This window comes from Allobosea sp. UNC402CLCol (assembly GCF_000745475.1).
Taxonomy (GTDB): Bacteria; Pseudomonadota; Alphaproteobacteria; order Rhizobiales; family Beijerinckiaceae; genus Allobosea; species Allobosea spartocytisi.
The window spans coordinates 1,010,144-1,022,837 of record NZ_JQJJ01000008.1; the positions used below are offsets into that span (position 1 = coordinate 1,010,144).

At 66.8% G+C, this 12,694-nt stretch carries 9 protein-coding genes; 6 read left to right on the forward strand and 3 right to left on the reverse strand.

The features are described from left to right. Window positions 1–119 precede the first annotated feature (119 nt). The gene (locus GY40_RS06875; RefSeq protein ID WP_038359696.1) at window positions 120–1,745 is read left to right on the forward strand and encodes an acyl-CoA synthetase; all 1,626 of its coding nucleotides are present in this window, start codon (window positions 120–122) and stop codon (window positions 1,743–1,745) included. Between the two features lie 202 nt (window positions 1,746–1,947). Here GY40_RS06875 and GY40_RS06880 read toward each other — a convergent pair whose 3' ends face one another. The 3 genes from GY40_RS06880 to GY40_RS06890 are packed head-to-tail and all read right to left on the reverse strand — an operon-like array spanning window position 1,948 to window position 5,314. Further along, window positions 1,948–2,799 (reverse strand): PCC domain-containing protein, encoded by an 852-nt coding sequence (locus tag GY40_RS06880; RefSeq protein WP_038359697.1) that lies wholly within the window; start codon window positions 2,797–2,799, stop codon window positions 1,948–1,950. Continuing rightward, window positions 2,796–4,430 (reverse strand): acyl-CoA synthetase, encoded by a 1,635-nt coding sequence (locus tag GY40_RS06885; protein ID WP_081925195.1) that lies wholly within the window; start codon window positions 4,428–4,430, stop codon window positions 2,796–2,798. Before GY40_RS06885 ends, GY40_RS06880 begins: the two co-directional genes overlap by 4 nt. Then, window positions 4,427–5,314: an IclR family transcriptional regulator gene (locus tag GY40_RS06890; RefSeq protein ID WP_051987585.1), complete on the reverse strand. Its 888-nt coding sequence runs from the start codon at window positions 5,312–5,314 to the stop codon at window positions 4,427–4,429. Before GY40_RS06890 ends, GY40_RS06885 begins: the two co-directional genes overlap by 4 nt. Window positions 5,315–5,649: 335 nt before the next feature. Between GY40_RS06890 and GY40_RS06895 the strand changes: the two genes are divergently transcribed. The 5 genes from GY40_RS06895 (at window position 5,650) to iolC (ending at window position 12,692) form a co-directional block, all read left to right on the forward strand. Then, complete coding sequence (locus tag GY40_RS06895; RefSeq protein WP_038359699.1) at window positions 5,650–7,518, forward strand: TRAP transporter large permease; 1,869 nt, start codon at window positions 5,650–5,652, stop codon at window positions 7,516–7,518. A gap of 56 nt (window positions 7,519–7,574) precedes the next feature. Next, complete coding sequence (locus tag GY40_RS06900) at window positions 7,575–8,594, forward strand: TRAP transporter substrate-binding protein (protein WP_038359701.1); 1,020 nt, start codon at window positions 7,575–7,577, stop codon at window positions 8,592–8,594. Between the two features lie 157 nt (window positions 8,595–8,751). Beyond that, window positions 8,752–9,555: an SDR family NAD(P)-dependent oxidoreductase gene (locus GY40_RS06905; RefSeq protein WP_038360369.1), complete on the forward strand. Its 804-nt coding sequence runs from the start codon at window positions 8,752–8,754 to the stop codon at window positions 9,553–9,555. 229 nt (window positions 9,556–9,784) lie between these two features. Further along, entirely contained in the window at window positions 9,785–10,660 is an 876-nt protein-coding gene (locus tag GY40_RS06910; protein WP_051987586.1) for a MurR/RpiR family transcriptional regulator, read from the forward strand. Window positions 10,661–10,757: 97 nt separating this feature from the next. Further along, window positions 10,758–12,692 (forward strand): bifunctional 5-dehydro-2-deoxygluconokinase/5-dehydro-2-deoxyphosphogluconate aldolase, encoded by a 1,935-nt coding sequence (gene iolC, locus GY40_RS06915; RefSeq protein ID WP_038359703.1) that lies wholly within the window; start codon window positions 10,758–10,760, stop codon window positions 12,690–12,692. Window positions 12,693–12,694 lie beyond the last annotated feature (2 nt).

A 12,694-nucleotide genomic window follows, 5' to 3' on the forward strand; every position in this document is an offset into this window, starting at 1 on the left:
CCTTTCACGATTTCAGAGCAGGGTGCCCTTCTCCCAAAATCCGATGAGCCTGTCCGCAGCTTGCCAGTTCACCGCGTCGCACGCCTAATCGAGGCTCTGCCAGAACGCCGAGGCCCGACATGCTCGAACGCGGCACCACCTACGACGACACGTTGCGCCGCTTCGCCTGGCGCATCCCCGAGCGCTTCAATATCGGCACGGCCTGCTCGGACGCGCATGCCGACGGCACCGGCAAGCCCGCGCTGATCTTCGAGGAGGACGGCGGAAAACTCGCGACGCTCTCCTTCGACGAGCTATCCCGCGCCTCGAACCGCTTCGCCAACCTCCTCGCCCATCACGGCATCGGGTCGGGCGAACGCGTCGGCATCCTCCTGCCGCAATCGCCGCAGACCGCTATCGCCCATCTCGGCGCCTATAAGCGCGGCGCGATCGCCCTGCCGCTCTTCATCCTGTTCGGCCCGGAGGCGCTGGAACACCGCCTCGGCCATAGCGGCGCCAGCGTGCTGGTCACCGACGTTGAGAATATCGGCAAGGTCGAGGCGATCCGCGACGCCCTCCCGAACCTGCGCAAGATCTTCGTCGTCGGCGGCGCCGGCCATCTCGATTTCGAAGCGGAGATGGCGAAGGCCTCCGACCGTTTCACCGCAGCTGATACGCGCGCCGACGACCCGGCCGTGATCATCTACACCTCCGGCACCACCGGTAAACCGAAGGGCGCCCTGCACGCGCATCGCGTCCTGCTCGGCCATCTGCCGGGCGTGCAGATGCCGCAGGACTTCTTCCCGCAACCGGGCGACCTGTTCTGGACACCGGCCGACTGGGCCTGGATCGGCGGCCTGCTCGATGTGCTCCTGCCCAGCCTCTATTGCGGTGTTCCCGTACTGGCCTCCCGTGCCCGCAAATTCGATCCCGAGGCCGCCTTCGCGTTGATGGCGCGGCACAAGGTCCGCAACGCCTTCCTGCCGCCGACCGCGCTCAAGCTGATGCGGCAGGTCCGTGATCCCAAGCGCTTCGGCTACGCGATGCGCTCGATCGGCACCGGCGGCGAGACGCTCGGCGCCGACATGCTCGACTGGAGCCGCGAGACCTTCGGCTTCCCGATCAACGAATTCTACGGCCAGACCGAGGCGAACCTGCTCGTCGCCAACTGCGCGAGCCTCTATCCCGTGAAGCCCGGCTCGATGGGCCGCGCCGTGCCGGGCCACCGCGTCGCAGTGATCTCCCCCGAGGGCCAGGAATTGCCCGATGGCGAGCAGGGACTGATCGCGGTTGCGCGGCCCGATCCGGTGATGATGCTGGAATACTGGAACCAGCCCGAGGCCACGGCGGCGAAATTCATCGGCGACTGGCTTGTCACCGGCGATAGCGGCGCCCGCGACGAGGACGGCTATTTCTGGTTCCAGGGCCGCGACGACGACATCATTTCCTCGGGCTCCTACCGCATCGGCCCCGGCGATATAGAGGACTGCATCATCCGCCACCCGGCCGTGCTGATGGTCGCGGTCGTCGGCGTGCCCGATCCCGTCCGCACCGAGATCGTCAAGGCCTTCGTCCTGCCGAAGCCGGATGTGACGCCGACGGCGGACCTGGCGACCGAAATCCAGGCCTTCGTGCGCGACCGGCTGGCAGCCTACCAGTACCCGCGCGAGGTCGAGTTCGTGACGGAATTGCCGCTGACCGCAACCGGCAAGATCATGCGCAAGGATCTGCGCAACCGGGAGATCGCGAAGCAGAAGGGCGGTTGAAAAGGCTGACAACGAGCCGGAAGAGCGCGGGAACCCCTCTCCTATAAGGAGAGGGGTAGGGGTGAGGTGTAGGCCCCTGGAGCAGTGAACTGCGACCTCACCGCTACGCAGCGACCACCTCACGGCAAACACGGTGAGCGGCCTACCCCTCACCCTGCCCTCTCCCTCCGGGAGAGGGTTCCCCGCGGGCTCTGAAGAGCCGTCAGCGCGCCTCCAGCACCAGTTCGAAGGTCATCAGCACCGGGTTGTCGCCCCGAACCAACCGCCCGCTCGCCAGCGCGCCGCTATAGTCGACCAGCGCGACATCGATTGCTGCTTCGAAGCCCCCCACGCCCGGAGCGATCCGACCATCGGTGATGGCGACCTCCGTCGCGAAATTCTCGACCAACCCGCCATCGACGAACCGCGCCCCGATGGTCGAGCCGACCCCGCCATGGATAACAGCCTTGCGGACGCCGTGCTCGGCACAGAACGCTTCCAGCGCCCCGCAGAAATCGACATTCGGCTTCACGCGCAACGCGAAGAAGCGCCCATCCCCGGCGCCACCTGCCGACGCCGCCACCGGCCCGAACAGCTTGAAATGGGTCTCGCTGTCCGGCTCGGCCACGAACGCCGCGCCGTCGAGTCCCACCGCCTGCAGCGTGATCGTCTCGGCCACGGTCGTCTCCTCCGGGAGAATATGCCCGCCGCTGCGCTTGCCGTCTCCTTCCACCCACAAGGCATGCGCATGGAAGAACGGCGCCCCGTCGCGCTGGCCGAAGGTCATCGCGCCGACCTCGATCCGCGCCCCGCCCTCAGGCCGGAAGGTCTCGCTATAGAACGCCGCATGCTCCGGCGTCTTCGACAGCGCCGGCATTACATAGGCGAAAGGCGCGAGCTTCAGCCCGTCGAGCTTCACCACACCCGAGGTGAAGCCCTCGGCCGCGAAGCCGTCCCTCACCGCCTCGAGCAATGGCACGCCAGCCGGCAGCGTCAGCGAGAAGGCGCGCCCGCCGCATTCCACCCACTGGATGCGTTCGGGTGTGCCAGTGCCCGGCTGCTCGATCCGCCTCACGACGCCTTCCCCTTCAGGAAGTCTAGCTCGCCGCGCTTTTCCAGCTCGTCCTTGACGAGGCGCTTCGGCACCTTGCCATAGCCCGATTTCGGCAGGGCCTCCCAGAACAGGAAACGCTTCGGCATCTTGTAGCGGGCGATCTTGGGCGACAGGAAATCCGCGATCTCGGCTTCGGTCGCGTGCTGGCCGGGCCGGTTGACGCAGACCGCAATGCCGATCTCGCCCCAGACCGGGTCGGGCACGCCGAGCACGGCGACTTCGGCGATCGCCGGATGGGTCAGGATCTTCTCCTCGATCTCGCGCGGATAGATGTTCGAGCCACCGGAGATGTACATGTCCGAGGCCCGGCCGGTGATGTAGACGAAGCCCTCAGCGTCCATATGGCCAAGGTCGCCGGTGCGGAACCAGCCGTTACGGAACGACTTCGCATTGGCGTCCGGGTTATCGTAATAGCCGGCGAAGACGGCCGGCCCGATCACGCAGATCTCGCCCTGCACGCCGGGCTCGACCTCCCGGCCCGCTTCGTCCTGGATCTGCACCTGCATGCCCGTGCGCTCGAAGCCGCAGGTACCGACGCGGGCATTCGGCCCGTCCTCGGCCTCGTGCAGGGCCGGCGGCAGAACGGTGATGTTGCCGGTGACCTCGCCCAGCCCGAAATACTGCACGATCACCTTGCCGAGCTTCTTCAGTGCCGCCTTCTGGTCCTCGCGATACATCGGCGCGCCCGCATAGATGATGTAGCGCAGGCTCGAATGATCGTGCTGGTCGGCGGCGGGGTGCTCGACCAGCATCTTCAGGATCGTCGGCACGGTGAAGATGTTGCTGATGCGATGCTTGGCGATCAGCCGATAGGCCTCGTCGATATCGAAGCGCTCGGTCGGCAGCAGGATCGAGGTCGCGCCGCGCGCCGAGATCATGAGCTGGTGCACGCCGGCGCCATGCGAAAGCGGCGCCACCACCAGCGACGCGTCTTTTTCGGTCGAGCCCGGCACGAGGTCGCAGAGATGGTTGGTGATCACGAAGCCCATCTGGCCATGGGTCAGCACGGCGGCCTTGGAGCGCCCGGTCGTGCCGGAGGTGAAGAAGAACCAGCAGGGATCGTCATGCTCGACCGCAGCATTTTCGACCCTCTCGCCGCGATGACGCGCGATGACGGCGCCGACCTCGTCCTCGCCGAACGCGCCCCCGCCGATTCGCCAGGTGAATTCCGGCGCCGGGCTCGCAGCCGCGACCGCCGCGGCATGCTCAGGGAAATCGCCATGGCAGAGGAAGCCCTTGGCGCCGGAGGCCGTGGCGAGATAGGCGACCTCGTCCGGCAGCAGGCGGAAATTCGTGGGCACCCAGACGGCGCCGAGCCGGAAGGTCGCGAACATCGAGACGAACATCGCGTCGCAATTCTTGGAATGGACGAGCAGGCGGTCGCCCTTGCCGATGCCGCGCGCCTTCAAACCCGCGGAAAGCGCCGAGACCTGCGCATCGATCTCGGCCCAGTCGAGCGTCTTGTCGCCCCAGATGAAAGCGGGATGCGCGGCCAAGCGCCGCGCATTTTGCGTCGCGATATGGGCGAGGTTCATCACGCGCCGGGTCATCGGCACGACGCCCCCGGTCGGGGCGGCTGTTGCAGAGCTCATCTTGCGGCTCTCCCTGTCTCGATGGATCGCGGCACAGCGGCCGCCATGGGCCTGCCGGCCCGTTTGGATACGAACATCTCGGCCAGGAGCGCTTCCATGCGCTCGGCCTCGCGCGCCAGCGGCACGGCAAGCTCCGCCTGTCGGCTTGGCGCCATCCGGCTGTCGATCGCGGCGATGGACAAAGCGCCCGCGACCCGCCCGTCCGGATAGCGGAAGGCCCGCCCGATGCCCCATGAACTGGCGACGAGCCGGCCGGGATTGAGCGAGAAGCCGCGCGCGCGCGTCTCGGCGATATCGACCCGCAAGGCATCCGGCGCGAAGCCCGGATAGCGCGCCAGCAGCACGGCTTCGTTCGCCGCGATCACCCGGTCCACATCATCGTCGGGCAGGGCCGCCAGCATCGCGAGCGAACCGGCGCCGACCCCGAGCGGATGCTGGTCGCCCGCCTGCAAGGCGTGGGTCCGCACCGGGTACGTCCCCTCCTCGCGATGCAGGCAGATCGCGTAATTCTCGCGCCGGACGGTCAGGAAGCTCGTATCCTGCGTTTCCGCCGACAACCGGCGCAGGCCGTCCATCGCGATTTCGAGCAGGCCGTGGCGCCGCGCCGCCAGCACGCCGAGCACGAAGGCCTCCTCGCCCAGGCAATAGCGCCGCGTCTGCGGCTCCTGCTCGACCAGGCCCGCGCGCATCAAGGCCAGCAGCAGGCGCCGCGTCGTCGGCTTGTTGAGCCCGCTGCCTGAAACGATCTCGCCTAGCGGCAGGCCTTCGGCCGGCTCCCGCCCGATCAGCGAGAGCAGCCCGAGCGCCCGGTCGACGCTCTGCGAGCCGGACAGGCCGGCTTCGGGCGCGGAATTCTGCGGCAAGCGCTCCTCCAGATAGTCCATAATATGGACCTTATTCTTGTATCCCAACCCTAGATGGGCGCTTTGCGGATTGCAATGCCGCACCCCTCGTGTAATCTGCCGGCCGTCCCGCTGCCTGGCTATTCACAGTGTGGACCACAATCGACGCCGGCGACACACAAGATCGGCGCGAAGGGAGGAACGGAACGATGGCCCTTTGGGCATCCTGCATCACGGGCGGATTGCGCCTTGAGCATCGGACCGAAAAGCGGAACGCGCTTTTCGGGAGAATCCGATGCCAAAGCAAAAGGCTAGATCGTCACGTCGCGTCCGGTAGGACGCGCGACGATCTTGCGACCGGCATCTGAGGCCGGCGCATGAGCGATATCGCCGATACCCTGACGATTCCTGAGAACCTGAGCGAGAACGCGGATGCGCGCCCGGGCTCCGCCATCATGCGCCCGGTCGAGATGGTCGCAGCCGCGCTGGTCGCCTTCATCATCGGCGTGCTGCTGCTCGGCGTCGTCTCGCGCTATGTCTTCGCGCTGCCCTTCGTCTGGGTCGACGAGGTCGCCTCGATCGCCTTCATCTGGCTCGCCATGCTCGGCGCCGCCATCGCCGTCGACCGCAACGAGCATCTGCGCCTGACGCTCTTCGTCGGCATGATGCCCCCGCGCCTGCGCGAGTTCACCGAGACGCTGGCGCTGACCGCCGTCGCCGCCTTCCTGGCCGCGATGGTCGATCCGGCCATCGAATATGCGGTGGAAGAGAGCTACGTCACCTCCGCCGCGCTCAACATTCCCGTGAGCTGGCGCGTCTCGGCCATCGCCGTCGGCATCGTGCTGATGGGGCTGCTGACCCTGCGCTATCTCTTCAAGACCGCGCGCCTCGTCGACATCGCCGCTGCGGCCGCAATTATCGGCGGCTTCGGCCTCGCCTTCTGGCTGCTCGGGCCGACGCTCAAGGGCCTCGGCTACTACAACATCCTGATCTTCCTGATCGGCGTCGTCGCCGCCTGCCTCGTCGCGGGCGTGCCGATCGCCTTCTGCTTCGGGCTGGGGACGCTCGCCTTCCTCGCCTTCTCGACCAACGTCCCGATGCTCGTGATGATCGGGCGGATGGACGAGGGCATGTCGAGCCTCATCCTGCTCTCCGTGCCGATCTTCGTCCTGCTCGGCTGCATCCTCGACGCCACCGGCATGGGCAAGGCCATCGTCGATTTCCTGGCCTCGCTGCTCGGCCATGTCCGCGCCGGCATGTCCTATGTCCTGTTGGGCTCGCTCTATCTCGTCTCCGGGATTTCGGGCTCCAAGGTCTCGGACATGGCGACGGTCGCCCCCGCGCTCTTCCCGGAGATGAAGCGGCGCGGCTACAAGCCCAAGGATCTGATCGCGCTGCTCTCCACCGGCGCCGCGATGGCCGACACCGTGCCGCCCTCGATCGTGCTGATCGTGCTCGGCTCCGTCGCCGGCGTCTCGATCGCCGGCCTGTTCAATGCGGGCTTCGTCATCGCCGGCGTGCTGCTGGTGGCGCTCGCCGGCCTCGCCCGCTGGAAAGCAGCGGCGGAGGACATGAAAGGCGTGCGCCGCGCCCCGCTCGCGGTGATCGGCAAGGTCGCGCTCGTCGCCGCTCCCGCGCTCGTCCTGCCCTTCATCATCCGCGCCGCAGTCGGCGGCGGCGTCGCAACCGCGACCGAGGTCTCGACCATCGCCGTGCTCTATGCCCTGGTCATCGGCATCGTGCTGTATGGCGGCATCAGCCCGCGCAAGTTCTACCAGATGCTGGTCGAGACGGCGGCCCTCTCCGGCGCGATCCTCGTCATTCTCGGCACGGCGCTCGCCATGGCCTGGGCGCTGACCCAGACCGGCTTCGCCCGCGACCTCGCCACCTTCATGGCGAACCTGCCCGGCGGCTGGCTCGGCTTCATGGCGGTGTCGATCGTCGTCTTCATGATCCTCGGCTGCGTGCTGGAAGGCCTGCCGGCGATCGTGCTGCTGGCGCCCCTGATGTTCCCGATCGCCAAGAGCCTCGGCATCAACGACGTGCACTATGCGATGGTCGTGGTCACTGCGATGAATATCGGCCTGATGGCGCCGCCGATCGGCATCGGCTTCTACATCGCCTGCAAGATCGGCAACGTCTCGCCCGACGAGGCGATGGGCGCGATCTGGCCCTATCTCATCGCGCTCCTCGTCGGCCTCGTCGTCATCGCCCTCGTCCCCGGCCTCTCGACCTGGGTGCTGTGAAGCTCACCGCCAACCACAAGAAACAAACAACAGACGCTCTCAAGGAGAAAACGCCCATGACCATCTCGCGCCGCACCTTGCTCCAGGCGACAGCCGCCGCCTCCGCCATCGGCACCTTCCATATCGGCCGCGCCAACGCCCAGGCCGCCGAGTTCACCTATAAATACGCCAACAACCTGCCCGTCGCGCACCCGATGAACATGCGCGCCAACGAGGCTGTGGCCAAGATCAAGGAAGAGACCAAGGGCCGCGTCGACATCCAGATCTTCCCGAACAACCAGCTCGGCTCCGACACGGACATGCTGAGCCAGGTGCGCTCGGGCGGTGTCGAGTTCTTCACGCTCTCGCCGCTGATCCTCTCGACACTGGTCGCCAACGCCTCGCTCTCGGGCATCGGCTTCGCCTTCCCGAACTACGACGCCGTCTGGAAGGCGATGGACGGCGAGCTCGGCGCCTATGTCCGCGGCCAGATCAACAAGGCCAATCTCGTCGTCATGGACAAGATCTGGGACAACGGCTTCCGCCAGATCACCTCGTCCAAGGGCCCGGTCGCCACGCCCGAAGACCTCAAGGGCTTCAAGATCCGCGTGCCGGTCTCGCCGCTCTGGACCTCGATGTTCACCGCCTTCCAGTCGGCCCCGGCCTCGATCAACTTCGCCGAGGTCTATACCGCGCTGCAGACCAAGATCGTCGACGGCCAGGAGAACCCACTCGCGATCATCTCGACCGCGAAGCTGTTCGAGGTGCAGAAGTACCTCTCGCTGACCAACCATATGTGGGACGGCTTCTGGTTCCTGGCGAACCGTCGCGCCTGGGAGAAGCTGCCGGAAGACCTGCGCGCCATCGTCGCCAAGAACATCAACGCCGCCGCGCTGCTGGAGCGCGACGACGTCGCCAAGCTCAATGCCGGCTTGCAGGGCGAGCTCGCCTCCAAGGGCATGGCCATCAACGAGACCAAGGCCGAAGCCTTCCGCGAGGCGCTGCGCAAGGCCGGCTTCTACGCCGAATGGAAGAAGAAATACGGCGACGAGGCCTGGGCGATCCTGGAAAAGGCCGTCGGCAGCTCGCTGAGCTGATCGGCGTCTCGCATATGAACCCCGTCATTCCGGGCAAGCCGCGTTAGCGGCGCCGACCCGGAATCCATCGTAGAGCGCATCGCCCTATGATGGATTCCGGGTCTCCGCTTCGCTCCGCCCGGAATGACACTCTCTCTATGAACTGCGGATTATGACCATGGCCGACCGGCTGAAGGGCAAGATCGCCATCGTCTTCGGCGCCGGTTCCTCCGGGCCCGGCTGGGGCAATGGCAAGGCCGCGGCCGTAGCCTTCGCCCGCGAGGGCGCCAGCGTCGCCTGCATCGACCTGAACCGCGAGGCCGCCGAGGAAACCGCCGCGATCATCGCCGGCGAAGGCGGCAAGGCCTTGGCGCTCGCCGCCAATGTCACCGATCTCGCCTCGGTCGAGGCCTGCGTCGCCGAAACCGCCCGGCATTTCGGCCGCATCGACATCCTCCACAACAATGTCGGCGTCACCCATATGGGCGGCCCGGTCGAATTGTCGGAGGAGCAGTTCAACGCTTCGCTCCAGCTCAATCTCGGCTCGGTCTATCGCTGCGCTAAGGCCGCGATCCCGGAGATGCTGAAGGGTGGCGGCGGCGCCATCGTGAACATCTCCTCGCTCGCCGCCATCCGCTGGACCGGCTATCCCTACTTCGCCTATTACGCGACCAAGGCGGCGGTGAACCAGGCGACGGTCGCGCTCGCGATGCAGTACGCCAGGCAGGGCATCCGGGCGAACTGCATCATGCCCGGGCTGATCGACACGCCGCTGATCTACAAGCAGATCTCCTCGCAATACGCTTCCGTCGAGGAGATGGTCGCCGCCCGCAATGCGCTGGTGCCGCTCGGCCAGATGGGCACCGCCTGGGACATCGCCAACGCCGCGATCTTCCTGGCTTCGGACGAGGCGAAATTCATCACGGGCGTCTGCCTGCCGGTCGATGGCGGCCAGAGCTGCGCCACCGCTCCGCTGGGTTGAACAAGAGCATTCGCGTCATTCTCGGGCGAAGCGGAGCGGAGACCCGAGAATCTCTGGCAGGAAGAGGCGCAGGAACCGCCCCCGGCAAGAGCTGCTCAGGTCAGGCCCGAGCATGACGTTCCCCCTCTCTCCATCGACTGTTCATTCCCCCATTGGAACGCTTGCTCCATTTCGTCATCGCTGCCAGAACTGTCGCGCATAGAGAATCCGCCGCGAGCACGAACGACGCATGAGCGATATGGCGACGACGGAACTGCCGCGTGATTTCGACGGCCTGCGCACACTGATCCTCGCCCAGCGTGAGAGTTTGCCCAAACGCATCGCGCAGATCGCCGCCTATGCGCTCGACAATCCCGACGAAATCGCTTTCGGCACCGCGGCCAGCATCGCCGTTTCCGCCGGTGTCCAGCCCTCGACGCTGATTCGCTTCGCCCAGCATCTCGGCTTCGACGGCTTCACCAGCCTGCAGGGCGTCTTCCGGGAGCGCCTGCGCGAGCGCAATTCCAGCTACGAGGAACGCCTCAGCACCTTGCGGAGCGGCGAAGGCCCGGCCGGCAACCATCACATTCTCGACGGTTTCCTCACCGCCTCGCGCAAATCGCTGGATGTGATGAGCCGCAGCCTCGACGAGGGGACGCTCGACCGGGCGATCGAACTGCTGGCCGGCGCCGAGACCATCTACATCCTCGCCCGCCGTCGCTCCTACCCCATCGCGAGCTATCTCGCCTATGCGTTCGGCAAGCTCGGCGTGCGCTACCAGCTCGTCGAATCGGCGGCCGGGCTCGACCCCGAGATGATCGCCTTCGCCACGCCGAAAGACGCCGTGCTCGTCGTCAGCTTCTCGCCCTATGCGCCGGCCACCGTCGAGGATGCCCGCGGCCTCGCCGAGCGCGGCGTGCCGCTCGTCGCCATCACCGACAGCGCCTTCTCGCCGCTCGCGAGCTTCGCGCAGCTCTGGTTCGAGGTCGCGGAAGCCGATTTCGGCGGCTTCCGGACGCTGGCCTCGACCATGGCGCTGGCGATGGCGCTGACCGTCGGCATCGGCGAGGCGCGCCGCGACGGCCGCGGCAGGAGCCGCCGCCGCAGCCAGCTTGGAAAAGCATAGGAATATCCATTCCGCATTGACGAAATAATGGAATTATTATTTCATGCCGGCAGCCAGGGCCGTTCGGCCTGAGAAGCATCGCAGCCGGGAGGAGCATATGACGGGACCGCTCAGCGGATCGGCGCAGGCGCTCGACGTCATCACCATCGGCCGCGCCTCGGTCGATCTCTACGGCCAGCAGATCGGCTCGCGGCTGGAGGATGTCACCTCCTTCGCTAAGTCGGTCGGCGGCTGCCCGGCCAACATCGCCATCGGCACGGCGCGGCTTGGCCTGCGCTCCGCCCTGCTCACCCGCGTCGGCAACGAGCAGTTCGGCCGCTTTCTGCGCGAGCAGCTCGCGCGTGAGGGCGTCAATCTCGACGGCCTCAAGACCGACCCCGAACGGCTCACCGCGCTGGCCATCCTCTCGGTCGAGAGCGACAAATCCTTCCCGTTGCTGTTCTACCGCGACAACTGCGCCGACATCGCGCTGGAGGAAGGCGATATCGACCCGGCCTTCATCGCCCGCGCCCGCGCCGTCGTCGTCACCGGCACGCATTTCGCTCAGGCCAAGCCAGAGGCCGCTCAGCGTAAGGCGATGAAGCTGATGCGCGAGAACGGCGGCAAGGTCGTGCTCGACATCGACTACCGACCCAATCTCTGGGGCCTTGCCGGGCACGATGCCGGCGACAACCGCTATATCGCCTCGCAGGCCGTCTCCGAGCGGATGAAGACGGTCCTGCCCGGCTGCGACCTGATCGTCGGCACGGAGGAGGAGGTGCTGATCGCCTCCGGCGAGAGCGAGCTCCTTCAGGCGCTGAAGACGATCCGCGCGCTGACGCCAGCGACCATCGTGCTCAAGCGCGGCCCGATGGGCTGCATCGTCTATGAGGGGGCGATCTCGGAGGATCTGGAGGACGGCATCGTCGGCAAGGGCTTTCCGATCGAGGTCTACAATGTCCTCGGTGCCGGCGACGCCTTCATGTCCGGCTTCCTGCGCGGATGGCTCGGCGGAGAGAGCCTCGCTACCGCCGCGACCTGGGCCAATGCCTGCGGCGCCTTCGCCGTTTCGCGCCTGCTCTGCGCGCCGGAGATTCCGACCTTCGAGGAGCTTCAGTACTTTCTCAAGAACGGCAGCCCGCATCGCGCCCTGCGCAAGGATGAGGACATCAACCACATCCACTGGGCGACGACACGCCGGCGCGACATCCCCTCGCTGATGGCATTTGCCTGCGACCATCGCTCCCAACTGGAAGAGCTCGCCGACAAGCTCGGTGCCGACCCGGCCCGCATCCGCGACTTCAAGGTTCTGGCGGTCAAGGCCGCGGCCCGCGTCGCCGATGGCCGCCCCGGCTACGGCATGCTGCTCGACGAGAAGCATGGCCGCGAAGCGCTGTTCGAATTCGCCCGCCACCCCTTCTCCTGGCTCGGCCGCCCGGTCGAATTGCCGGGCTCGCGCCCGCTGCGCTTCGAGACGAGCCAGGATATCGGTTCGCTCCTGCCGGAATGGCCGGTCGATCACTGCATCAAGTGCCTGTGCTTCTACCATCCGGACGATGCGCCCGAGCTGAAGCGCGAGCAGCAGGAGAAGCTGCGCGGGCTGTTCGAGGCGGCGCGCAAGGTCGGCCGCGAATTGCTGGTCGAGATCATCGCCGGCAAGAACGGCCCGCTCGGATCCGACACCGTCGCTCGCGCGCTGGAAGAGCTCTACGCGCTGGGCATCAAGCCCGACTGGTGGAAGCTCGAGCCGCAATCCTCAGCCGCCGCCTGGGCCGCCATCGAGAGAACCATCGCGAGGCACGATCCCTGGTGCCGCGGCGTGCTGCTGCTCGGACTCGATGCTCCCGCCGAGGAGCTGGAGGCCGGCTTTGCCGCCACGGCCAGCGCCCCGATCGTCAAGGGCTTCGCCGTCGGCCGCACCATCTTCATGAACGCGGCGGAAGGTTGGCTTTCCGGCAAGCTCGACGATGAAGCGGCCATCGCCGACATGGCCAGGCGCTTCGAAGCGCTGACCGGCCTCTGGCTTGCCACGCGCGGCCGCAAGGCGGCATAGCT

Coding starts and splice junctions, on each gene's coding strand:
- GY40_RS06900 (WP_038359701.1), top strand. CDS start 7,575: ATGACCATCTCGCGCCGCACCTTGCTCCAGGCGACAGCCGCCGCCTCC.
- GY40_RS06885 (WP_081925195.1), bottom strand. CDS start 4,430: ATGAGCTCTGCAACAGCCGCCCCGACCGGGGGCGTCGTGCCGATGACC.
- iolC (WP_038359703.1), top strand. CDS start 10,758: ATGACGGGACCGCTCAGCGGATCGGCGCAGGCGCTCGACGTCATCACC.
- GY40_RS06890 (WP_051987585.1), bottom strand. CDS start 5,314: ATGGACTATCTGGAGGAGCGCTTGCCGCAGAATTCCGCGCCCGAAGCC.
- GY40_RS06910 (WP_051987586.1), top strand. CDS start 9,785: ATGAGCGATATGGCGACGACGGAACTGCCGCGTGATTTCGACGGCCTG.
- GY40_RS06905 (WP_038360369.1), top strand. CDS start 8,752: ATGGCCGACCGGCTGAAGGGCAAGATCGCCATCGTCTTCGGCGCCGGT.
- GY40_RS06875 (WP_038359696.1), top strand. CDS start 120: ATGCTCGAACGCGGCACCACCTACGACGACACGTTGCGCCGCTTCGCC.
- GY40_RS06895 (WP_038359699.1), top strand. CDS start 5,650: ATGAGCGATATCGCCGATACCCTGACGATTCCTGAGAACCTGAGCGAG.